We start from the raw sequence: 24,638 nt of genomic DNA, 5'->3' as shown, positions 1-24,638 counted from the left end.
TTCGTTCAAGAGAGGAAAACAACACCCTCAAAAACAATAGGAATTCGTGAAAGTCTAAAGTTTTTATTAAATTCGTGCGCCGCACAAATGCTGCGCGTTGCGTGGAGTATAAAATGTTATCTATGGGATTAGAACCAGATCGAGGTCGACTTTTCTTTATGAAGCCGGCAGCATGTTTATTGGCATCGGTAGCTATGAGTGACCGCTAAGACGCGAAGAAAACGCGAATTTGAAACGACCAGAGTAATCAAGATCGATCGCTCTATCTTCGCAGGTTTTTGCATAATATTGCTTATAAGAAATCGCTGGAGCAAGGGCATTCCGTTGGCTTCGCACTCTACGGATCTTCTCCAATAGGATAAGAAGAATCAATCGACTCATCAAAAAGTGAGAGTGCTAGATCGTAGTGGTTTTGGACCTGCGGGCTGCAGTAGACTGTTTCATCAGAATTCTTTAAATCAAAATTTACGACAATTTTGAATGCGGTTGGATTCGATCCGACTTGGAATGCTTATCAGGCAGTAGAGGATGTGTAAAATATGACGCAGAGAAAAAATGCAGAAATCATCGAATTTTTGTTGAATTTTACGTCAAGAAATGTAAATACCCCACTTTGAATGTATTTTTAATTCTTAAAACATGGATGGACAGTGGTTTGAATTGCTAAGTTTGAAGAGAACCAAAACGATCAAACATCGGTCAATAAAATGGAACCGAGTTCGATCTAACTGTTCTCATTGCGGTAGAGCCGTGGCAAGATCGTGGAAAGAAGTTCGAACGTAGTGTGCAACGCCACTCAGTTTCCGCAAGATTATGATTTGTTTATCCTATAGTCACATGATGAGTCATCTATCTAGAACTCGGCGCGTCTTATATTCGGCATCGAGATTAGAAGATTTGCCTTATGATCATTATCAATTGCAATTCTTGTTTTATGGTGTGCCTGCAGCGTAGGGGAAATTAGATTATCTGTAAGAATAGTTGATTCTCATCGACACTAGCATGCTGCGAGACGTTAATCGATGTTGCGCAGATTGGTTAAGCGTCGCATCGATTGGAATTCAGATTATTAAGGCGTGGATGCTCTTCGGTAAAGAGATTGTAATTTCGTGTGTGGAAGCAAGCGTCAACACTTTATCGCGATTGACCATGCTAACCAAGGAAGGGAGGGTGGACGAGTGCGAAGAAAATCGATTGCTGAGGATATTTTTGGTAGAAGGGTAGAATTCCGGTCGCTTTTTTATATTGGCTACGTGTAATTTTAGCTACTTCATTGTATTAGAGAATATCGTTTTTTGTAAATGGAGTTTCGAGTTATCCCTACTCCATCGCCACGGTCGGATCATTCCTTATTCTAAGCGACACGTTTTATAAGTAAATGACATCATATAGTTCCGTAGTCGAGCGCCCGAGCGGGTTTTTTGTGCCTATTCATTTGGACAAAATCTAGCATGCGGCGATGGTGCATACACGATCACTAACGATCAAGCCGCGCTCCTTTATCGCTTGCTTTCGCCATATGTAATTGGAAATCGATGGTGCGAGCATAATGTGCCGTTCCTTAGCTTTCAGTAATCCTTCATGAGGAGTTCGCTTCCGCCAGACGGAAGCCCGGAGACGCTTAAGCATTGCGTCGGCGAATGTTTTACCCTTGCGAAATGCCGTTCGTTTTTTGGGACACATCAAGGGGTTCACAAAAATTATTTGGTATGAAGCTTCGTAGTTGTCAGTCAGTGCATTGAGTTCGATGTATGAGTGGTCGCCGGTACGTGGTCGCCAGCTTATGCAGTCGGGTGTGATGGAGCCATGCCGCTGACTTCGCGCTTAGCGCACTTTTAGCGCTGATGTGGGTGTTGCCCGCTTACGCAGTAGTGGTCCGCGTGATCGGGCTATATCGCGCCATGTAAGTGTTGGTGAACTCGCCTGCTCTGCCGCGGATTTCCAACGGGGTTGCTAGCGGCGCGCTGATTGTGATGATCGGTTCGGCGATGTTGCAGCCTTCGCCCACAGTGGCGCACGTAGCAATCCGTCATCAGGTCAGCCATTTTGTGCTGATCTCCACCGATAAAGCCGTCAACCCGACCACCGTGATGGGTGCAAGCAAGCGTTTGGCTGAGATGGCTTGTCTGGGCAGCGGCAATCATCTTGTCAGGCGTTGCAGCAGACTTCACCACGCACGCAGTTCGAGACGGTGCGATTTGGCAACGTGCTGGGCAGCGCGGGCAGCGTGATCCCGAAGTTCCAGCAGCAGATTGCCAAAGGCGGCCCGGTGACGATCACGCATCCGGAGATCACGCGCTTCTTCATGACGATTCCCGAAGCTGCACAACTGGTGTTGCAGGCGTCGAGCATGGGCCGTGGCGGCGAGATCTTTATCCTGGATATGGGCGAGCCGGTGCGGATCGTGGATCTGGCGCGCGATTTGATCCGCTTGTATGGATTCTCGGAGGAGCAGATCCGGATCGTGTTCACGGGCTTGCGGCCAGGCGAGAAGCTGTATGGAGAGTTGCTCGCCGACGATGAAACGACCACCCGCACGCCGCATCCAAAACTCCGGATCACGCAGGCGCGCGAAGTGCCGGATCACTTCCTCGATGAACTGCTGCCGTGGCTAATGCAGCATCGGGTGCTCGTTGGCGAAGAAGTGCGGCCTGACCTGCGTCGCTGGGTGCCGGAGTATCAGACGACCATGCCGCCGAAGTTGCAGAGCGTGCAGTCGGTTCAGACCGGTTGACTCTGTCTGGGCGATCTGATCAATCTGATAAATGCATCACCCAACTTCGTTCGCCGATTCATGATGGCGCCGTCGGGCGTGCACCTACGGAATCCGTGACTGCAGGTACCGCGCGATAACCGCGGTCCAGATATGCCGCAATGTTGACGCACAGAATGATCACGAACCCGACATTCAGCATGCTCAGGTTGCGCAACTCCTCATGGTAGCCAAACGCCAATAGCAGCGGTACGTTGATCAGGACGGCGATCAGCAAATGCTGTCGCAGCGCCGGCGAGAGTTTGCTCCATGCGGTGCGCACCAGCACTGCCACAATGAATACGTTGATCAGGTTAAAGCCCTTGGTCATCAATAAGCCGTAGTTGTATTCGAAGCGCAGGTAACTCGACGGAAGAACCATGTAATGGAGATTGTCCATCAGGTGAATTTGAACTACGCCGCCGCCGTTGTGTGCGTATTTCAGTTTAATCGCCGCGTTGACGGCTGCAGCAATGGCGACTAATACAAACTGGACCTTTAGCGTGGTTTTAGTCGAAAGCCTGGCGCGCAAAAACGGGTACAAGGTCAGGACGAAAACGAGAAAAGTCTCCTTGTTCAGGGTTGCCGGTAAAGTTATCAAGACCAGCCACCACACCTTCCCTCTTAGCGAAAACCAGACCGCGAGCGCCATGAAAAGGAGCTCCGGCAGATCGTAAAAATAAGCGCCATTCGTCAGGATAAGCGGCAGGATCAGCGCGAAAGCCATGGGCGCCAATGTGGCCGCGATCCGATTGGACTGCATATCAATGCAAACTGCGCGCAGGGCGAACATCGCCAGCAGCAGAGCGGTGAACGACAATCCGTAAATCAGGTAATAGCGCAGCGCGTATTGGGGATTGCGTGCATCGGTGGCATTTGGGTAAAACCACGCAATCGGATGGTGGAAGCGGTTATCGTCGAACAAGAGTGTATTGACGCGATTCTTGATTCCGTCCGGCAGCGCACGCTCAATCCCGTTGGCAATCACGGGTAGCAATTGCCGATACACAAACGGGCGCTCGGTGGTTCCGTCAAGCATTCCTGGAAGCGCATATTCAGGCAGCTCGTCACGAAACTGCCACTTGGTGAAGTAGCCGCAATACGAGGCTGAAGCCACTACGAAATAGACGAAAACAAGCACTATCCAGCGGACGCCTGGACGGGAAAGTGGTTCGTTGAGCAAGGCTTCCTCTAACAGGTTGGGATTGCTGGCAAAGCGCCGGGATCTTGCGCGACTGTTTTTAGCCGCGCGCTCCAAAGGGCTCCACACCGGAATAATCGGGCAGAAGAAAGAACGTCCAACGCATATTGTCCGATTTTTAGGACCATGAAGGTGGTCTACCGCACCGTTAGAAAAAATACGCCGCGTAAGATTTGATGGTCATTCAGGCAAAGCAGATTTTCATAGCCGGAGCGATAGCCCGAGCACTTACTGCGTCGGCATACAAAAACCACCGACGATGGTTAAGAGGTGAAGCATGGCGAATGCAGGCGTTCCACTTTGTGTTGATCTCGATGGCACGCTGACTTGCACCGATCTCCTGGTCGAGTCTTTTCTTGTGCTGTTTAAAAAGAATCCACTGTATGTGTTTTACTGCATCGTGTGGCTTCTGCGAGGCAAGGCTAACCTGAAAGCACAGATTGCTTCACGCGTGGCAATCGACGTCTCGTTGCTACCCTACGATGCGCGTCTGGTCGAGTTCTTGCGCGAGGAGCAGTCGAGCGGGCGCGACCTGTACCTTTGCACTGCATCGAATCAACAATTCGCGGAACAGGTCGCCAAGCACTTCGGTTTCTTCAAAGGTGTCATGGCGAGTAACGAGCGGCGTAATCTGTCCGGCGCCAACAAAGCCGGCGCGCTGTCGGCGGAGTTCGGGGTGCAAGGCTTCGATTACTGCGGCAACGCGCTGTGCGACGTGGCGGTTTGGAAACAGGCACGCCGGGCGATCGTAGTCGGAAGCCGGCATATTGCTGCCGCGGCGCAGAAGGTCAACACTACAATTCTTTTCTTTGAGCAGAAGCGCTCGTTTGCGCGTCTCCTCCTCAAGGAGATGCGGGTTCATCAGTGGGTCAAGAACCTGCTCATCTTCGTGCCGTTGCTGGCGTCGCATCGTTTCACGGACATCAATTCGCTGAAGGCCGAGGGCATCGCCTTCATGGCCTTTTGCTTCTGCGCGTCGTCCGTGTATTTGCTAAACGATATGCTCGATCTCGATGCCGACCGGCGTCACGCCCGCAAGCGCAACCGGCCGTTCGCGTCGGGTCAGTTGTCACTGAAGTTCGGCATTTTCCTTACCCTTGGGCTTCTGGTCGCAGGAGCCAGCCTTGCGGTGTTTCTGCCGCTGGAATTCGGGCTGGTGCTGGGCGCCTATTTCATCACGACGCTCGCCTACTCGTTCAGCCTCAAGCGCATGATGCTGGTCGACGTCTTTACGCTCGCAGCGCTTTACACCGCGCGCATTGTCGCGGGTGGAGCGGCCGATGGGATTCCACTTTCGTACTGGCTGATCATGTTCTCGGTGCTGATCTTCCTGAGCCTTGCAATGGTCAAGCGGTACACGGAACTGAATGCGTTACTGGCACGAGACGGTGAAGGCGCGGCAGCAGGGCGCGGCTATATCACCCAGGACTTGGGAATCTTGCGTTCTTTTGGTACCGCTTCGGGATATAACGCGGTGCTCGTGCTTGCGCTCTACATGAACTCCTCCGAAGTCAGCACGCTCTATCGTCATCAACAAGCCCTCTGGTTCCTGTTCGGCCTGTTGCTGTACTGGATCAGCCGTGTCTGGATGCTTGCGTTCCGTGGCCAAATGCACGACGATCCGATCGTGTTCGCCATCAAGGACCGGCTCAGTCTGCTTGTCATTGGCCTTTGCGTCGCGACCGTCATCGCCGCTATTTGATCGGATCCCTATTGCTTCCCATGCCCTTTTTCTTTCTCTTGCTAAGTGGTACCTGTAGCGCGCTGGCCAGTATCTTGTTGCGTGTGGCCGGGCAAGTAACCGCCGTTCAGAGTGACGTGCTGATATTGGGTCTTGCCGGTCGACCGCTGATTTTGCGGCTAGCCGCAATTGGCGCATATGGCGCAGGTTTCGCGTTTTATGCGCTGGCGCTCAAACGCGTCGAACTCAGCGTCGCGTATCCGTTGATGGTCGCAGTAACGATTCTGGAGATCTTGCTGTTCGGCTTCGTTTCCGGCGAGGCGATATCGCTGCGTACCGTAGCGGGAGCGACGCTTCTGCTCGCCAGTGTCCTCCTCTTGTATCTTCCCGCGGCTTCGCCCGTTCGTCCCTGACGTTATCCGGATCAGAGCGCGTTGCCCTCAATACCGGACATAGGCGGTGCGTCGCCTGAACCCTGCTCAGACTCGGGCAATAAATTTTCCAGGCGAGTCGCGGCCACCCTCGGCCAATTTTCTTGTGCTGTTTCGCCGGCATGGAGGGCGTCGGACGCTTTCGCCCGCCGAGTGGACGTCAGCGCATGCGCGAGCCAGATGCACGGAGCTTCAACTGCGCTGAAGCTCAGCCACGACAGACCAACCGCCAACACTGCTGCGGGAATCATATAGAGAGCGAGCGGGGCGCCTTTCCAGCCTTCGCGGCCGCACAACCAGACGATCACGTAGATCGGTATGCCGTGTAGCAGGTACATCGAATAGCTGATTTTGCCGAGCCACGCAAAAAACCGCAGATGGATTTTGCAGGCGGTCGCCAGTACGCTGAAGATCGCCAATGCGGCCAGGTAGCTGAACGACTCGATCATGTGCGAAACATCATGCTGTTTGAACGTGACCGCGCCGATCAACAGTGAAACGAAGACTACGACCGCAGTGACGCCCAGGAACGCTCGCTTGTAGGAGCAGTCTGCGCGCAGCGCCCGCACGCGAGGCAATCCGAGCACCACGCGTTCCTCAGGGTGGTCGTATGCTTTGCGGAAGCAGGCGCCCCAGAACATGATTGACAGATGGTAGAGCATGCCTTTGTACTGACCCAAGGCATGTGCAGGAATGACATGAAGGGCGGACGTAACGACGAACGCCGCACTCAATGCGGCGCAAACGATGCACAGGACGCGCATCCGCTGGATTCCGCCTAGCCAGAATAATCCGAGGCACAGGACATAAAATGCCAGCTCGGTTTCCAGCGTCCAGTAGTGGGGCATCATTGGGGTTTGGCCGAGCGCGTCCGGAAGCATGGTCGCGTTCGCTAGCCACCCTGCAATGTCCATATGCATACCGAGAAGCATCCAGTATGCAAAGAAGCCAATCGGTATGGATAACCAGTACGTCGGATAGAGGCGGAGGAACCGGCGAATGAGGAATTGGCGCGTGCCCGGGCCGACGGGGCCGTTCAAGCTGTTTGGTATGAGAAATCCGCTCAGCGCGAAAAATATCACGACGCCGATACGTCCGAAGTTGCCATAGTACTGTGCCGCATTTAACCATTGCTCGGAACCGGCAATCGGAGCGAAGTTAACAGCTAAATGGGTCCACATTACAAGCAGGACTGCCACGGCGCGAATCGCATCGATGTGAGACATCCGATGCGGCATTACTCCGGCTGTCGTCTTCAACGAAGTTCTCCTTATTAAAGAACGTTCATCCCGATCGGACCAATTCTCACGGCTTAGTACCCTGGTCGCGGTTGAAAACGTGCTACGGGCAGGTGGTCTGCCGAAATGCGTACGCTACCCGCACGACCGGCATGCGGGCGCATCGTAGCTCCGCGGATCCTGGAATTCAGTACCGTACCGAATAGAGGTTCAAGCACGGGCGAACCAGAGCAGCGCCATCCAGCGCTGCACTATTGCAACACCGGATTGCGGGCCCTGACGAGCTTGCGTACACATGTCAGCTTTGCGCGTATGGATAGCAGACCTTACTGATGACGATAAGCGAAACGTGTTCCGTCCAGCAGCGGCGGGCATTCGCAAGCTACCGGCAGGCTACCGGTAGCGCGAGCCCGCGCTTAACTCTAGCCGCCGCTTATTCAGCTCCACGCTGGCGCCGCGCGAGCTTGGCAAGACGACGCGCTGCGAGACGCCACTCATATGGACTCGTGGGATCGAACTCTCGCAATTTCCGATACAGGTAGGGCAGGAAGCCGCCGCGGGAGCGAGACTCGCTTACGCGCTTGCCGCGCGACAGCATGCGGTTGGTGTGCCATGGGAACGAGCGCACGGTGGTCGCCGCGCGTCGTGGCAGGCCAAACACCATTGCGTACGCGTAACGTGGCGCGTCAGATTCGTTAGGGCCCGCGTGATGCAAAGTGCGCCCCGCATGAATCGTGCAGCCGCCGACCGCGAGCGGACAGACTACCGCGCTGGCGGGATCGAAGCCTTCGATACATTCAAGGCCGTGCGTGGTCGGGTCGCCGCCAATCGGCTGGTGCGGCAGCACGGGGCCGAGATGCGAGCCCTGAATAAACTGAAGGCAGCCGTTCACCAGCGACACATCCTGCAGCGGAAACCAGAGGTTGATCTCGCGGTATTCAATGCTCGGATCGGTGAACGCTTCGTCTTGATGCCACGGCGTCACCGCGTCGGTATGGGCCGGTTTGAAGAAGAAGCTGTCGCTGACGAAGCGCGCCTTGTCGCCGAGCAATTGCTGCGCGATCCGGTGCGCTGCGCGGCGTATTTCCGTCTCAGCGAGGCCGCGTTCAAACATCGATGGATGGTGCAACTGCGCGAGCTTCGGCTCGTCGAACTCGGTATGCTCGGGATAAAAGTCGAAAAGCAACCCTTCCCGGAAGCCTGATTTGTCCGACAGCAAGCGTTGCCCCACCCGGCGCACCGCGGCAAGCTCCTTAAGGTCGGCTACCTGCTCCAGCTTCATAAAGCCGTCTTTCCAGAAGCGTTCTTTTTGGCTCGGTGACAAGGCAGCGGCGGTGGTCGTATCGTGCTTCAAAATATGCCCCTGGTTCTAGTTAGATTTGTTATCACTAGACCATGATAAAAAGCACCACTCCGTGCGATTCATCGCATAAGGCTTCATTTTCGATGTGACAATCCCCGCCATTCCGAGCGCCCCGTCATCCGGCTGCGACCTGACAGCTAATTGCCACGCGTCGCCTTAGGGAAATCCCCAAATAGATCGTTATATTTATGCATTCCGTGAATAAGGTGGATGTGCGAGATACGTCAGGGGCTTGCAACCTGTGCTCAGCCTCCAGACTTTAATTCGGCATCCATATGGATAGCGTACGAAATTTCGTACGAATCGATTTAACGTTGGGTGCCGCACATCTCCTATTACAAATGCTGGCTAGACTTCTTACTGTGTGTAAGAATCTGGGCGATTGCCATTGACATCGCGCATTTTCGCAAGGGGCATCGGAAGCAATCCGGACGTCGCGCCAAAACGAGCAAACAGGCTGTTTGACAGACTGCGAGGAAGAGAAAACCATGCAAAAAGCGTTGTTGTCGATCGTAATTCCCGCATACAACGTCGAGCATTTCATCGGCGCATCAATCACATCCGTATTGCATCAATCGCGAGCAGACGAAATCGAGCTCATTGTGGTGGACGACGGCTCAACGGATCACACGCTCGAACGAATCCGGGCAGTGCAAGAAACCGAGGCCGGCCGTCATATCAAGGTGATCCATCAGGAAAACCTCGGCGTGAGCGCGGCGCGCAATGCAGGCATCGCGTGCGCAACATGTCCGTATATCGGCTTTCTCGACGCGGACGATGTCTGGGACGTGCGTTTCTCTGAAAAAATCCTGCCGCTGCTTACCGCCGACTCCGCCGATATCATCGAATTCAATCTTGGGATCGTCAATACGGACGGCATGCAGATCGACCGCATGCAACTCGTGGACCCAGCAACGCTCGGCAAGCGCCCGTGCGATGCTCCTGCACTCATGGAGTTTGCCAAGGTCTTCCAGGCATTTCCCGTCGCGCGCGTTTACCGGCGCGAACTATGGGACGGTGTCGACTTTCCAGTCGGCCGGGTATACGAGGACGTCGCTACGATTCCGTTCATCTATACGCGCGCCCGCACGCTGTATCGTCTCGCCGACGAGCTCTATTATTACCGGCGCCGCGCCGGCAGCATCACGCAGCGCGCCACGCTGCATTCGCTGACGGGCATTGCGCTCTGTGCAGATGAAGCGCTTGCACGCTGCGAAGCCGGCGCCATCGGGACACTAGACACCTACTGGCTGGCGATCTTCCAGAAGTCGTTTCGCTATACGTGCATCGAGGCGTCACGCGTACCAGGGAACGCGTTGCGCGAATCGATGAAGATGATCGACGATATAGCCGAGCGCTACCGCCGCTTCGCGGCCACGCGGGGCGCCGGGACGCTTCCGGCGCTGCATTATCGGTCCCGGATCTTTATCGATCGGCGGGTCTTTCAGGCCAAGCAACTCGTCAAGCACACATTCGGCCTTCAGCTCAGGCCATCGCGCCAGGCGCCGCGGATCATCCAGCCCGAGCCGCAGGCGGGTCTATCGCCGCGTGCGACAGCCAGCAGCCGCTGAGCGGCTTTGTCCTTCGGAAACTGATCATGCAGATTTACCCGATCCACACGAGTTTCACTGCCGGTGAATCCTTTGAACTTGCGGTGCAACCGAAGCGCCGCTTCGGGGTGGCGGTTTATCAGCAGGCGGGTGGCGAACTGCTGTTGTTCTGCAGCGGCGTGGTGGTTGAGGGTCAGCAGAATGTGAAAGCGACGCTGGTGGACGGCCATTACGTGTTCGAATCGGCAGACGGCAACGACGCTGCGCCGTTCGACCATGACTGGAACTGGCCGACCATCCGCATCCGGCCGGATGTGCCCGCTCACCAAGCGCTTTCAAGCGGCGCCTACGTGGCCGTCGCCTATGAAGTCACGGCGGCGGGCAAGCCGCGTGACGAAACCGGGCGCCGTTGCCTTGCCCGCAAGCCGGTGTCCGGCGCGCCGCCCGCGAGCGACAGCATGGCGCTTGTCGTTGCGCGCCCGCGAACTCCCTCTGCGCCAATCGCGTACATCGTGCCGGTCGCAACCTATCACGCGTACAACTCCATTGGCGGCGGCTGCTACTACAACGACCCGATCCATCGCCGTCCGGCCGCCATGCAAGTAAGCTTGCGCCGTCCGGGCGGGGGCTTCGGCGCGCAGCTCGGCGAGCCTGTCGATCCCTACGATCCCGCCTCGCCGCGCCAGCAGTTCTTGCATTGGGACGCCAAGTTCATTCGCTGGCTGCGGGCGGAAGGCATCGCATGCGATTTCTATACCGATCTCGATCTGCATGAGAGAAGCGCGCTCGATCTCACGAAATATCGCTGCATGCTGAGCGTCGGCCACCACGAGTACTGGAGCCACGAAATGCGCGAGCACGTGGCGCACTTCGTCGAACAGGGCGGCAATCTCGCCGTGTTCAGCGGCAACACCTGCTACCGGCCCGTGAGCTTCACCTGCGACGCCGAAGGCAACCCTATCAGCATGCGCAAGCTCGCCGGCGACTGGGACTTGCTGACGGAAAAGCCGAACGACGACCCACGGGCATGCGGAAACGAACGCCACCTGATCGGCCTGAGCTACACCTACGGAGGCGGTCACTACGGCAGGTGGAAACGCTGGCGCGGCGGCTGGATAAACCGCAAGCGCGACGCAATCGGCTTTACGGTCACGCAACCTGAACATTGGGTATTCGCGGGCACCGGACTGAAAAAAGGCGAGACCTTTGGCGCCGACGAACGCCTGGTCGGTTACGAAGTCGACGGCCTGCCGACAGACGCGCCGCACAATGGCTTCGAGACACTCGCCACCACCCGGCAACTCACCGGTTGGGAGATGGGCGGAACCGGCTCTTTCGGCATGTTCCGCCCAAAGAACCCGGCGGGCACGCCGAGCGAAGGCCAGGTATTCAACAGCGCAACGACGGACTGGGCGAGGGTGTTGCTCGACACCCAGGCCAAAAGCAATCTTGTCGTGCAGCGGATTACGCGCAATGTGGTGCGCCGGTTCATCGGCCTCTCGTTCGATGGTGCGTCGCATCAGGACAACACAAGCGCCCCGCGCGAGGCGACCGAAACCCCTGCGGTCGACGATACTGCCGCAATCTGATACCCGCGCGCAACAGTATTGTCACGTTGCTGACAGCCCCCTGAAATCTCCCTTTACCGCCGTCGCGCCTGACCGGCCGGGACCAATTTGCCTCTCGTTCGCCGCTGGCGTGGCGGAATAGTGGGTGCAAATTAGGCGTAATTATCCTAGCGTGCGTCGCCGTACATTCGTCGATTTCTCACACCTATACGATTCACCATGAGTCGAAGGTCGTCGTGGGCGCGCTCGATAGCGCGAATTGGCCCACGCATACCGAACGCAACGGATTCAGCACAGTGCTGTTGATCGGCGCCAGTGAACTCGAATCGCTTTTAGTTCGGCCCGCGCAATACCGGGCGTGTAAGGAATCATTAAAGTCCGTCATTTTCGAAAGCATCTAAGACGGTTAAGCATCCTCGGGCGTTCGTGCGATGGTGAAAAAATGAATGGATCTCTTGTGATAAACAGACTTTGGGTTTTCACCTTCTTTATCGCGGTTGCCAGCGACGTCACGGCAGGAGCGTTCCGTTTCTACGCGTCGACCGTCGGAGCGAATCCGCTGTTCTACGCGCCTAAGGCCCTGATGCTGGTTTGCATTGTGGTGCTCCTCGTGCACCGGCCGCCCAGGATCAGCCACGTCCTGACCGGCTTATACATCGCTGTACAGGCGTGCGTGTCGCTTGCCAACGGAGTCCAGCTGGCGGCTGTATTTTTCTGGATGTGGCTGGTGTCTCCCATGCTGTTCGCAGTGCTGGCGCCCCCGGGAGCCCTTGACATGCTGAATGGGCGCACCGCGCGGATCGCATTTTTGATTCTCGCGATAGTGTGCATGGTGGGCGTATTCGTGAACTATTTCATGCCCATGCCGTGGGTGGGGACGAGTGTGGACGTGGGAGGGGTTGCTGTAGGCAACCCGCAACAGTCTTACACCGGCTTTGTCAAGCGACTGGCGGGGCTCGGGCGCAGCAGTGCTTCAACAGGACTGCTGATTGGACTGATGATGACGTGGCTCCTGCCCAGGTTCCGCTCGAGAGTCCTCTTGCTACTGCTGCTTGTTGCGTCGGCAGTCGCCATTTGGGCAACGACAAACAAGACGACGCTCGTCGCACTGGTACTCGTGGTCGGGCTGTATTTCCTTGCACGGGCGCCGACACTGAGAAAAGCCTGCATCTGGGCAACGGCACTGATGGTCGTCCTCCCATTTGGATCCTATGTTGCGACCGCCGCGGTGAACGATGTCGTTATCGGATCCGGCTCGCTCTCTTCGTTCCAGGACCGGATCGTTGACACCTGGCCGCTCATCCTGCAAAGCATGCTTCAGCAAAAGCTCATGTGGCTGGGGATCGGTCCTGGCGGATTCGGATCTGCTGCCGGTTATTACAAAAGCTTTCCCGGTCTCACTTTCGCCTACGCGGACAACCTGGCTCTCTATACAGTCGCCAATTTCGGGGTGCTCGGAGGGACTCTTATCGCGTTCTTGCTGACGAGGTACGTGCTTTTGCGTGACTCGGAAGACAAGGCCCTTTGGATAATGCTGTTCTTCCTATTGATCAGCGGCGTCACGACTGATGTTGTCGAATCGCTTGGCTGTCTTTTATTTCTGGGCGTCACGCTCCGTTCCTTGTGGGGCACGCAAGCACCACAGCGTATGCCTGCCCGCTCGTTTACCCCTGTTCGGCATTCGGCAATCAGGCGCAACCGCGCCACGTCTCCCGTAGATCGGGCAGCACGCGGCGCGTGGAGTCCGAGCGCCGCAAATACTAAGACGGAAGCCTCGAAATGAAGAGCCGAAAAGACGTTGTATTTCGTCGAGCGATCATGACCCTCATGAGCTACTTCGCTCTTCAGGCTATTCCGGCATTGGCGACGCCGACGATCGCCCCCGACGGCGCGCGAAACTCTTCCGAAAGAACGTATACAGCATTGCCCTTGTTTCCGGAGTCTCGCGCCGACACCGGTGTGGCGGTCCATGATCTTGGTGATACCAAGTTGCTGGATGCGGTCAAGGATGTCGGATTCTCATTCGTGCGCTCGGACCTTTTCTGGGGGGCGGTACAGACCGCCAACGGCTGGAATTTCTCGTCGTATGACACGGCGGTTTCCAATCTGGCGCAGAGGGGATTAGGTGCGCTCTTTATCCTCGGCTATGACAATGATTTGTATAGTCCGAGGCAAGCACCGACGACTCCCGGCCAGCTTGCAGCGTTTTATGCCTATGTCTATCAATCGGCGCTTCGCTACAAAAATGCGGAAGTTCGCTTCGAGGTGTGGAACGAGCAGGATTCCAAGCAATTCTGGATGGCCGATCCGTCCCCCAAGGCCTATCGGACCATGCTGAAGACCGCCGTGAACGCGGCCAAGGCCGCCAATCCGAAAGCGATCATTGCCACGGGCGGCGTGACGGAGGCCAACCGAAGTTTTATTCGTGCCGTTGGCGACATCAGCGCGACCCAGGTGGGACCGGACGCGGTGGGCGTGCATCCTTACCGGCAGCAATACCCTGAGACGGTCTTTGCAGATTACCGCGCGTTGAATGAGGATTTGTCGACTTATCACAAGGTTCCGGAGCTTTGGGCGACTGAATTGGGGTACCCCACCTACGGCTACGCCTATGTATCGGATCTTGATGACGGGCACTCGCCGAAAGCGCGCGCACGCCAGGCCAAATACCTGGTACGTCTGTTACTGGCCAACTGGATCTCGCAGATCGGGCTCACGGCGTATTACGACATGCGCAACGACGGTCCCAATCCCCACGATCGCGAACACAACTTTGGCTTGCTGGACGTGGACAACACCAAGTTGCCGGCCTACAAGGCAACAAAGTATTTATTTTCGTTCACGCAAAACGTGAGCGACGCCAGGTATTTCATCAACGATTACGACAAATACATCATTCTGAAGATGAACACGGCGACCGCAACCAAGTACGTCATCTGGTGCTATGGCGACGGAAACACGATCGACCTGGATACGTCTCGTCTGCCTGTAAATGCGAGCGTGACCGATATGTACGGCACCCACCGGGCGACCACCGGTATCCAGGCAGTCCCGGAGACGTTGGGACCGGTATTTATTAGTGTTCCTTCATAAAGCATACGATTGTAGTTCGAGCTGTAAGCATTGCAGGCGCGCAGGGTTGTCGCGATAGCCGGAAGCCTTGGTTACCTACGGGCTCGGCCTTTATCTTTTATTGCAGGGGTTTGACATGAGTTCATACATCGGGCATTCGTCGTTTAGTACGGCGCCGAAGAAGAGCGACGGGCTGGTTGACTTGTGGCGCAGCGTGGTTCGTCACAGGCGGTTATTTATGACGATCACGTGCACGTTTTGTGTCCTGGGCACGCTGTACATTTTGCTGGCGACGCCGCGATACCGCGCCGAGGCCATGCTGCGTGTCGAAACAAAACCCGGGTCGTCGATCAGCGCCCTCTCGGATGTGTCGGGCACGATGAGCGCGACAGTGTCGGCAAGCGACGAAAGCGCTGTTCTGACATCGCGCAGCATTGTGAGTGACGCGATCGTTCAAACCGGTGCTGAAACGAGCGTGCAGACGGACAGTCATTTTCCGTTTATTGGCCACTTCATGGCCTCGCGCCATGTCAACGCCACGCAACTGGTGCCGCCGTTTCTTGGATTGAGCGGCTACGCATGGGGAGGCGAACTGCTCAAGCCCGGCGTGTTCAAGGTGCCGGTGGAGGCCTTGGGAGACAAGTTCCGCGTGGTGACGGGCGAGGCGGGGCAATGGACCCTGTTTGACAAGAAGGGTACGGAGATTGCAAAGGGCCACGTCGGGCAGCTGGTGCCATTTACTGTGACAACGCCCGAGGGCGATGCACCCGGCGAGTTGCGCATCGATACGTTGCGGGCGCGCCCCGGCGTGGAGTTCACGCTGCGTAGCCAGTCCGAGCAGGCGGTCTACGAGAACGTGAGCAAGGCGCTGAAAGCGACGGTTGCGAGCCAGGGTTCGACGATCCGTGACCCGTCGATCATGAGCCTGAGCTATCAGTCCGATTCGCCCCTGAGCGCACAAATGATGGTCAACACCATCGTGAGGACGTATTTGAAGCGTGACGAGGAGTACCGTGCCGAGCAGGCGCAACTGAGCCTGAACTTCCTGCGCGGGCGTCTGCCGGGACTGAAGTCGGATCTGGAGAGCGCGGAGAACCGCCTCAATGATTACCGCACGAAGACGAGCATGGTCGACATGGGTCAGCAAGGTACGGCGCTGATCACGCGCTTGAGCACCCTCGCCGATACCCAGACTCGCTTGCAACTCCAGCTGGACGAGCAGAAGCAAAAGTTCCGCCCCGATAGCCCGACGTATCAGGCGGCGGCATCGCAGCTTGACCAGGTGAATCGGCAGATACAGCAGCTGAGCGACACGGCGACAAAGTTGCCGAGCATTCAGCGCGAATATGTCAGGCTTGCGCGCGATGTGGCCGTGAGCACGCAGTTATATACCAGCGTGCTGACCAATGCACAGCAACTGGAAGTGGCGGCCGCGAGCACGGCGCCCGGAGTCAGCGTGGTTGACTGGGCGATTACGCCGGAGAAGCAGTCGTGGCCGCGCAATGCGATTGTGCTGCTGGGCTCGATTCTTGGCGGGTTGTTCGTGAGCACGGTGACGGTGCATCTTATCTCGCTCAATCGTAAGGAACTTCGGACACCGGAAGAAATTGACTACATTTCGCATGTGCCGCGCCTGGCCGTGGTCGCGCAATCGTCGGCGCAACTGCAGCACAGCAGCGACGCGCGCCGCCGCCTGGGTACGCCAGCGAAGCTGCTGGCGGCGAATAGCCCGACGGACCCGGGCATCGAAGCATTGCGCTCGTTGCGCAGCAGTATGAGGGCGTTGCTGGAAACGGGCGACCTGAGCGCGGGCAAGGTGATTCTGTTCACCGGTCCGACCCAGGGAGTGGGCAAGAGTTTTGTGTCATCCAATTTTGCGTACCTGCTGGCGGAAACGAACGCATCGGTGGTGCTTATCGATGCGGACATGCGCCAGGGCCGGCTGAGGCATTTGCTGAAGGAGCGCAGCGGGGCAGGGCTGGCAGAAGTGCTGGAGGGCACGGCGCGGGTGGAAGAAGCGATCGTGAAGCTTGATGAGGGCAACCTCTCGGTGTTGAATGCGGGGCTGGCTGTGCCCTCGAACCCGTCGGAGCTTCTGGGACGGCCTGCGTTCCAGCAGATGCTCTCGACGCTGCGTGAAACGTACGATTACGTGGTGATCGATTCGCCGCCCGTTCTTCCGGTGAGCGATGCGTTGTCGATCGCCGCGCAAGACTGTGACCTGGTGCTGCTGGTATCGCGAGCCGATCACACGGGAGCACGCCAGTTGGAAGAAACGATTCGACGGCTGGAGAACGTCGGGGCACGGGTGGGCGGGCATATTTTCAACGGCTTCTTGCCGGGGCGGTACGGAGAGCGCGACGAGTACGGCCTGTATCTTGCCGCCAGCAAGCATTAGTCGAAATAGAGGGAGGAGGGCGGATGTGTATGCTCGGGGGTATCGGGAAGGCTTGAGGAAAATCCGTCCCGACCTGAATTTTGAGTGGGTTCAAGTGAGTGGGTTCGAATACCAGGGCACCTGATTCCGGATTGATAGCAAGCGTCGTGGAGAAGCACGGTCAAAAGGAAGTGGGTTCGTTAAAGACGAGCCCATTTTCATGGGTACGCCGGTAGACTGCGTCGAGTGTCTCTTATCTGCTGAAATAGCGTGGGAAACATCAGACGATCGCTTTGAACCGTGTCGAAGCGCACCTTCGAAACGAGGATCTCGTCGTATGCTTAACATGCTTTCGGCGCTTAACCCGGGACATTGGCGATGGCGATCGATCTGAGCGAGAAATCCCATATGACCGGTCTGCATGGGTCGCCGCGCTCAGCGGCTGCCTGCGTCTCATTCGTTCCGAATCCGATGCCCACGAGACCTGATGGGCGACGTCTCGACTAGCAACGCACGCAACCGCATCGAACTGGAAATATTGGAGATTCAAGCATGCAACGATGCCGGATATTGGTGATCAACGACTTTGCCGAGAAAGGCGGGGCCGAGGAAGTGTACCGGCAGTCGGTGGAGCTTTTGCGCGCAGTGGAAGGCGTTGAGGTCGAATGCTTCGACCAGACGACATTCTGCGAGCCCGTGGCGGGCCGCGTGAGCTTGTGGAACTTCGCGGCCGCGCGCGCGCTCGCAAAGGTGATGGCGGATTTCAAGCCGCATCGCGTACTGGTCCACAACTATCACAGCGTGCTATCGGCATCGGTGCTTGGCGTCATCGCACGATATAAGCGCGAACTCCGCTACACCGCGTACATGACCTGCCACGACTTCCACCTCGTCTATTACAACCCCAATCTGCTCAGCTACACGAAGCTGGGTGTTGGAACCTTGCCGCTCGATGCCTTACGGACGTCGCGCGCGCTCTGGTTGAGATCCAGCCCCAAAGGCCTCGCGCACGATGTGCTCAAGAAGCTGCACTGGCACGCAATGCGCGTGTTGGCAAAGCCGGAGCGCATCTTCGACGTCTTCCTTTGCCCTAGCCTCTTTATGCAGCAGGCACTGGTGAAGAGCGGCCTGATCAATAACGCTGACCTCGTGTTCAACCCTGCATCAGTCAACGTGCGGCCTTTGCGCCCGAAGATGTGCACGAGCGGGAGCATCAACCTGGCGTTTATCGGGCGCGTGGCGGCGGAGAAAGGGCTGGCGCAGTTTATCGAGCTCGCACAATCGATCGACTTCGCCCGGATCAATCGCCTCGCGATTTACGGCGACGGACCGGAGCGGGTACTGATCGAGAAGCGCTTTGCGCCGCTGATCGAAAGCGGGAAGGTCGTGTTCTTCGGACGGATGCAGCAGGCGAAACTTTTCGAAGAGCTGCAGCGCACAGCCGACGCGGTCGTACTGCCGTCGGTTTGGCCGGAAAACGCGCCGCTCGCGATTATCGAGGCGGCGTTGCTGGGCCTGCCGGTGCTGGTCAACGATATCGGCAGCCTGTCGACCTTCGGCGACCAGGTTGGCAACAAGATCAAGTTCCGCAGCGACCCGCAGTCGCTTCGCAAGGCGCTGGACGAGCTTGCCGCGCATCTGTCAACACCCTCGCGGGAGTACGACGTGCGTGAATTTTCACCGGCTCGTTACGGAGAGCGGCTCGTGCAGATCATGTGCATTGGCGAGCAAAGGGTGCTGGCGACAAGCTGAGACGTCTTGTTGCGCTGGAACTGCTACGACGAAAAAAGGCTCTGCTGACGCAGAGCCTTTTTTATTTCATGGGCCGTACATAGCTGGACCTCTTACGGACCATGCGGACACGCCGAAGCTCCCTGGTCCTTGATCTGATTGACGGTCATTGGTGAGCGTATGCAGCGCAGCTTGATAAGCATGCCTTAATAACAGCGCGTACTTCGTCGATCGATCTGCCTCGTCCTTCGGAAGTGTGCGTCGATGCGACCCGGGTTCACTCTTTGCGCCGCGCGTGCTTCGGACGATTTTTCCCTTCCTTTTCTGCCGCGCAGCGCAATTTCGAGGCTTCGAAGCCACGAAGTACCGCCGACGCGTGCGCTCACGAGTCCTCGCCGCTCGCCTGACAACTCCGAAAGCTTGTCAATAATTCTTACGCAGAACGTATCAATGAAGGTATTTTTGACGTCTTTATATCGACATATCAATGTAATATGATTATATAGTCACATAAAACCTTTCGTATTAATCAGATTATTTGAATTTGATTCAGAAATGAAAGTTGTGGAAATTTTAGAGGAATTTAGCGATATAGCTAATTCATCGATAGCGCCGCCTGGAGCCTTTACCCGCGGGGCATTGGCCGTTGTTCGAGCATAAAAGTGGTAGGTAATTCCGGGAAAAATACAGTCAGTTACACTGCGTTACGTATTTACTACTGCGTAGAAACGTTTCGTTCGTGTAACATTCTGGAATTGTGCGATGCGGGACACGTCTTTCCGACGCTGAAAGCAGCGCGTAGTTTTTGCCGTTTAAGCTGATTCGCCTAGCAAGCCAAAGGACGAACGCTTTCGTTAGCGTTCGTGGTTTTCCTTTGCCTGTTTCCGCCTCTGTCGCTTCAACGTGGACTTCTTAATGAGAACGCTTTTACATCACGCCGACTCGATCTTGCGGGTTCTCAGTGATAACGCCGTGGCCGCCAATCGCGCAATGGCCTGGGTCAGATCTTACCCACCCTCCATTGCTTCCGGCGTACGCCGAGTCAGCGTCGCGAGGTACGCCGTGGCGGAGGAACTGCCAGCGGCGTTCGCCAGCGGCCTGATCGCCGGTGGAGCGCGGTGCGTCGAATATTCGTTCCGGTTTGCCGTCTTCTGTACTTTCGGGCTCGCGAATTCAGCGTCCCGTGGCGGTCGACCCGGGCATTCAGATCATCACCGGCAGGTCGGTAACGCCGCGTGATCAGTAGTACCTCGCAGTGGTCGCGTTCTATGCTTCGGCGCCCACGGCTCACCCGTAAACCAGTTCGGATCAAAAATCGCCGTCCGTCAGCCCGTTTGCGGCATCCACGGACTGTTCCGCAACCCGATTTTTGCGCGCCGTTCTGAGCGTCTAGCACCATCCAGTGACAGGCAAATGTAATGATTTTGTTACTGCTGCGTTATCTGTTAGGACCCCAAAATAATTGATTCGGGGGGCCGCGTCTCAGCGGCTGCGACCGAGATTTTTAACTGAGAGATCGAAGGGCTCGTGTTGGTCAGGCCGTCAAGTGGTCGATCCAGATGCTCTTTTTTCCAATCATTTTCGTCGGATCATTCGGCGATGGAGAATTCATTATGTTAGTACGACTAAATGTAATCGGCGCGTCCGCACTTTGCCTTTCACTGGCTGCTTGCGGCGGCGGTGGTGGCGGCTCAGCGAGTGATGCCAACGTGGCGGGTTCGGCAACCAACGTCGACGTAGCACAGCATCCCGCGTCGGTCAGCGGAACTGCAATTCCGCCCGCCACCTCGATCAACGATTCGTCGGGTGCGGTCTGGACCCTCACGAATGGTGTGGTCTTCAGGGCAACCCAGACGACTAACTCGCCGGGTCAAGCCACACTGCTGCTTTGGTACGCAGGGAAGATGTATGTGAACAATTCGGCGAATGTTTGGTCGGTCTGGACGAACAACAGTTGGGCAGCATCAAGCGATCCGCGTCCGGCGGCAACCGCAACTGCGACACCTGCTGCAACCGCGATACCTGCCGCAACCGCGACACCTGCTGCAACACCGGCTACAACAACTGCAGCCACAGCAACTCCGGCAACTTCCGCCGCGACGGCGACGACGGCCGTGTCGACAGGCCCGGCAATCCCTTTCTACGGCATCAACGGCCACTATGTGCAAGGCGGCTTGTCCGCGTCGGTCCCGTTTAGCACGCAAGCCGCGTCGCTCGGGGACCTGGGGGTGACCAACTTCCGGCAGGACATGTACTCGACACAGGACATTGACACCATTGCGAACACAGTGATTCCTGGACTGGGCTCTAACGTGCAGGTCCAGCCGGTTATCATCGCCAACCCGTGGAACGACCCGTCTCTGAATGGCGCTACGCCGACTGAAGCGAGTGCGTATGCCTATGCGTACACCATGTCGGCCTATGCAGCGACCAAGTTCGCGGGCATCCCGGTGGTGGAGTTCGGCAACGAGTACGACCTGGATAGCCATAACGCAGGGATCGCGAGCGATGGTGAGGATATTTCGGACTACGATAATTCGACTTTCCCCATTTGGCGCGGCTCGCTGCGCGGAGCCGAAGACGGCTGGCGCTCGGTCGATACCGGTCACGTCACCAAGGTTATTGCGAACGCAACCTCGGGCTGGCTGCATTTTGGTTTCCTCGCGGGCCTGATGACCGGCACGCAGCCGGACGGCACCACCGGGCACCCGACGATCTCGCCCGATATCATCCAGTGGCATTGGTATCAGGACGGCGGTGACTTCGAGAACGCCATCGGCCAGTCTGGCACCTACAACGTGCTCGCGAAGCTGAAGTCCACGTACAACTTGCCGATTATTTTCACCGAAATCGGCTCCAGTCCGGACCAGAGCACGTCGGCGCAGCAGACGTACATCACGCAAACCATCGCGGAACTCGCCGCGGCCAAGGCCACATACAACGTGATCGGCGCCACCTGGTATGAGCTGTACGACTACCCCAATGATGACTTTGGCGTGCTGACCAGCGCCACCGCCCAGAAAGCGACTTATGCGACCTTGAAGTCGATGATCGCGGCTAGCCCGGTCGCTGCGACGGCGCACTGAGCGCATCTTTGAGCCGCTAACGCTAGCCGCAGCAGACCGCTGCGGCTACGTTCGTTTCCAAGGCTCTCGGGCGGGCATCGCCAGCGCCGCTCGAGGCCCAGGCGTTTCATCGGGCTGAACTGCCGGTACCCGAGTCCTTTCGGGCACTGCAACGCCTTATACAAGGCAGGTGTTGCGCTAGCAGGTCTGATCTCACCTCATCACAGAACCATCCGTTTCGTTGCGTCTGCTGGGGCCGGTAAATCCCGGTGAAGACACCGTCGACCGACGCGACGCATCGATTCATCAGAGCTTTACTGCGGGCGAATGCAACGAGCCGGACGCCCCGAAGCGGCACCGAACGCCGCGCATCAATTCAACCTTCGTTGAGCAATACCTTCCACGTCTGCTACAGCCTCGGCGCACATGTCGACGCGAGCGGCGAAACAACTGACGTAATGCGCAAAGCAGTTCTTGGTGCGCGGCCATGCCTGGCTTGCATCGCTGTATTTGCAAGCCCGACTCGGGCGATCCATCCTGACACGCGCTGTCGTGTCTCCGCTGGATGTGCGTCGCTCTTACCGAAATCCTCCGCACCGCAAGCGTAGTGGCCCGCCGCTACCGCCTTGACTCGTACCTTGCCGCCATCGTCGCGGCGCCATACATCGATTTGACTAAAGACTAAAGCGCAAACGCTCGCGGCTGCCTGATCGCAGCCGTGAGCGTTTGGCGCGCCACCGATTTGTGACCCCTTGAGCCTGCGGTTCGAATTGCGTTGACCTATGTGCCCGTCCGCACGGTGGCGGCGGCCCTCGCCAACTATCGTTGCATCTGTACGCGTGTAACGCCGGGATACGTGCGAGTCCAGCAGCACCATCGCGAGCACAACGACTGAAATGTCGTGCTCTGCGCGGTCCATGGCTTTGGAGTCTCGACGAAAAACGGCGATGCCCGCCATTCAAGTTGTCGATAGCTTTATTTCGGAGAGGGTCGCATGAAAGCACGGCTAGTCGCTCATGAGCGCGCCCGGAAATCCATCAGCACAGTCCAGGTAATCGGAATGAATTCATGCGCCGCGTTGAGCGCTCGGGCAGAGGTTTTGCCGGTGGTCACCAAAGGCGCAACACAGACCAATCCCAGCTCACTGAACGGGCGTTCAGCACGGAAATCCATGATGCAAAACGCGTTGGCGGGGCGTGGCTTGACTGCGGCCTCTATCAAACAATCAGCAAGTGCCATCGCGGCGGAGGTCTCGTGAAATTCGCAATCAATGGCAAGTTTACCGCGCAACGTATCACCGGCGTCCAACGCACCGCCTACGAACTGACGCGAGCCCTGCAAGCGCGTGAGCTTCCTGCCGACGAACTCGAAGTGGTGGTTCCACCAGATGCAGCCGGCGCCAGTCTGTCGCTTAAACGCAAGCGGATGTGCTCATGGTTCAAAGGCAACCTCTGGGAGCAAATTGCGTTGCCCTTGGCAACCACTCACCAGACGCTCATCAGCCTGTGCAACACCGGCCCGCTATTCAAGAGCAACCAGATCGTGATGCTCCACGACATGGCTGTATACGACGTGCCCTATGCATTCTCGAAAAAATTCAGGCTCTGGTACAAGCTGAAGTTTTCGATCCTGCATCGGCAGGCGAAGGTCATCCTCACGGTGTCGGCCTTCTCGAAGGAGCGCATCTGTCATCACCTCGGCATTGACGAGGCGCGCGTGGCGGTGATCCCCAACGGCGCCGACCATCTCGACCGCGTAGTCAGCGATCCCGCCGTTTTGTCGCGGCTGGACCTGACGAAAGGCTCGTATTGCGTGATCGTGGGCAGTCTCGATTCCCGCAAGAACTTGCAGCGAGTACTCGATGCGTTGCCGCAGCTCGGTCATCTGCGCGACATAAAGTTTGTTGTCGTGGGTGCTGCCAACCCGCGTGTCTTTGGTTCAGGGCACGCCATGGAGCAGCAGCAATCGGATCAGGTTGTATATGCGGGTTTCGTCAGCGATGGCGAGCTGAAGGCGCTCTACGGCGATGCGGCATGCCTGGTGTTTCCCTCGCTCTATGAAGGGTTCGGGTTGCCGCCGTTGGAGGCAATGTATTGCGGTTGCCCGGTGATCGTATCGACTGAGGCCTCGCTTCCCGAGGTGTGCGGCGATGCGGCCATGTACTGCGATGCGAAATCGATCGACGACATCGCCGCCAAGATTTCGCTGATGCTGGCCGACAAGGAACTACAGCAGCGGTATCGGGAGTTGGGCTTGCGCCACGCCCAGCAATTCAGATGGGATCGCGCCGCGAGCAAGCTGCTGCAAGTGTTATACGGCGAGGCCTATGCAACAGCGCCTCAGCTTACGGAGCGTCCGACGGTCGGATAAATCCGCGCGGTTCGACGGCGCCGAGACGGCGCCGTCGAACCGACGTCATCATGCTTCAGGTTGTTTTTGAAGTCATGCATCTGTGCTCAAAGATCCGTCCCGTGCTGTCGCCGAAGGCAGCAAGAGCGGCGAATGGATCCCTTCTCCCTGGCATGAAGAAAACGCGATCCTTTGCGACCCGGCATCGGCGCAAGTCTTGAGTCCCTCGACCGTGCGTTGCCAGGTTAATGTAACGGCGG

General features: G+C 57.1%; 14 protein-coding genes and 1 pseudogene. 11 read left to right on the top strand and 4 right to left on the bottom strand.

All coding sequences use genetic code 11. The features are described from left to right. Positions 1 to 2,009 precede the first annotated feature (2,009 nt). A pseudogene (locus ACSOSP_RS09110) lies at positions 2,010 to 2,734 on the top strand (polysaccharide biosynthesis protein); the annotation flags it as partial. 58 nt (positions 2,735 to 2,792) lie between these two features. On the opposite strand, the gene ACSOSP_RS09105 reads toward ACSOSP_RS09110, so the two are convergent. Continuing rightward, on the bottom strand, positions 2,793 to 4,010 hold the full coding sequence (locus tag ACSOSP_RS09105) for a hypothetical protein (RefSeq protein ID WP_455310716.1): 1,218 nt from the start codon (positions 4,008 to 4,010) through the stop codon (positions 2,793 to 2,795). Between the two features lie 220 nt (positions 4,011 to 4,230). On the opposite strand from ACSOSP_RS09105, the gene ACSOSP_RS09100 reads away from it, so the two are divergent. Then, complete coding sequence (locus tag ACSOSP_RS09100; RefSeq protein WP_455310715.1) at positions 4,231 to 5,655, top strand: UbiA family prenyltransferase; 1,425 nt, start codon at positions 4,231 to 4,233, stop codon at positions 5,653 to 5,655. 20 nt (positions 5,656 to 5,675) lie between these two features. Beyond that, a complete protein-coding gene (locus ACSOSP_RS09095; RefSeq protein WP_455310714.1) occupies positions 5,676 to 6,047 on the top strand; it encodes a ligand-binding protein SH3 in 372 nt (123 codons plus the stop codon). 11 nt (positions 6,048 to 6,058) lie between these two features. Here ACSOSP_RS09095 and ACSOSP_RS09090 read toward each other — a convergent pair whose 3' ends face one another. Together ACSOSP_RS09090 and ACSOSP_RS09085 are read right to left on the bottom strand one after the other, a co-directional pair. After that, positions 6,059 to 7,303, bottom strand: a complete 1,245-nt coding sequence (locus ACSOSP_RS09090; protein WP_455310906.1) for an acyltransferase family protein — start codon at positions 7,301 to 7,303, stop codon at positions 6,059 to 6,061. Positions 7,304 to 7,736: 433 nt separating this feature from the next. Next, on the bottom strand, positions 7,737 to 8,585 hold the full coding sequence (locus ACSOSP_RS09085) for a phytanoyl-CoA dioxygenase family protein (protein WP_455310713.1): 849 nt from the start codon (positions 8,583 to 8,585) through the stop codon (positions 7,737 to 7,739). Between the two features lie 569 nt (positions 8,586 to 9,154). On the opposite strand from ACSOSP_RS09085, the gene ACSOSP_RS09080 reads away from it, so the two are divergent. The 7 genes from ACSOSP_RS09080 (at position 9,155) to ACSOSP_RS09050 (ending at position 22,050) form a co-directional block, all read left to right on the top strand. After that, positions 9,155 to 10,237, top strand: a complete 1,083-nt coding sequence (locus ACSOSP_RS09080; RefSeq protein ID WP_455310712.1) for a glycosyltransferase family 2 protein — start codon at positions 9,155 to 9,157, stop codon at positions 10,235 to 10,237. A gap of 26 nt (positions 10,238 to 10,263) precedes the next feature. After that, on the top strand, positions 10,264 to 11,805 hold the full coding sequence (locus ACSOSP_RS09075) for a N,N-dimethylformamidase beta subunit family domain-containing protein (protein ID WP_455310711.1): 1,542 nt from the start codon (positions 10,264 to 10,266) through the stop codon (positions 11,803 to 11,805). A gap of 421 nt (positions 11,806 to 12,226) precedes the next feature. After that, positions 12,227 to 13,567 (top strand): O-antigen ligase family protein, encoded by a 1,341-nt coding sequence (locus ACSOSP_RS09070; protein ID WP_455310710.1) that lies wholly within the window; start codon positions 12,227 to 12,229, stop codon positions 13,565 to 13,567. Beyond that, positions 13,564 to 14,877 (top strand): cellulase family glycosylhydrolase, encoded by a 1,314-nt coding sequence (locus tag ACSOSP_RS09065; protein ID WP_455310709.1) that lies wholly within the window; start codon positions 13,564 to 13,566, stop codon positions 14,875 to 14,877. The genes ACSOSP_RS09070 and ACSOSP_RS09065 overlap by 4 nt, the downstream gene beginning before the upstream one ends. Before the next feature lie 115 nt (positions 14,878 to 14,992). Continuing rightward, positions 14,993 to 17,254 carry a polysaccharide biosynthesis tyrosine autokinase gene (locus ACSOSP_RS09060; protein WP_455310708.1) on the top strand — a complete coding sequence of 754 codons (2,262 nt, stop codon included), beginning with the start codon at positions 14,993 to 14,995 and terminating at the stop codon, positions 17,252 to 17,254. Between the two features lie 531 nt (positions 17,255 to 17,785). Next, the gene (locus ACSOSP_RS09055; protein WP_455310707.1) at positions 17,786 to 18,985 is read left to right on the top strand and encodes a glycosyltransferase; all 1,200 of its coding nucleotides are present in this window, start codon (positions 17,786 to 17,788) and stop codon (positions 18,983 to 18,985) included. 1,997 nt (positions 18,986 to 20,982) lie between these two features. Beyond that, positions 20,983 to 22,050, top strand: a complete 1,068-nt coding sequence (locus ACSOSP_RS09050) for a beta-glucosidase (RefSeq protein ID WP_455310904.1) — start codon at positions 20,983 to 20,985, stop codon at positions 22,048 to 22,050. Positions 22,051 to 23,043: 993 nt separating this feature from the next. Here ACSOSP_RS09050 and ACSOSP_RS09045 read toward each other — a convergent pair. Continuing rightward, positions 23,044 to 23,268, bottom strand: a complete 225-nt coding sequence (locus tag ACSOSP_RS09045) for a hypothetical protein (RefSeq protein WP_455310705.1) — start codon at positions 23,266 to 23,268, stop codon at positions 23,044 to 23,046. 15 nt (positions 23,269 to 23,283) lie between these two features. Here ACSOSP_RS09045 and ACSOSP_RS09040 point away from each other — a divergent pair, with 15 nt between their 5' ends. Beyond that, complete coding sequence (locus ACSOSP_RS09040) at positions 23,284 to 24,399, top strand: glycosyltransferase family 4 protein (RefSeq protein WP_455310704.1); 1,116 nt, start codon at positions 23,284 to 23,286, stop codon at positions 24,397 to 24,399. The last annotated feature ends 239 nt before the right edge of the window (positions 24,400 to 24,638 follow it).

The sequence above is a fragment of the Caballeronia sp. KNU42 genome, from assembly GCF_053760385.1.
Note: the sequence above shows the minus strand (reverse complement) of the source record. Positions and strands in the feature narration are given on the sequence as shown.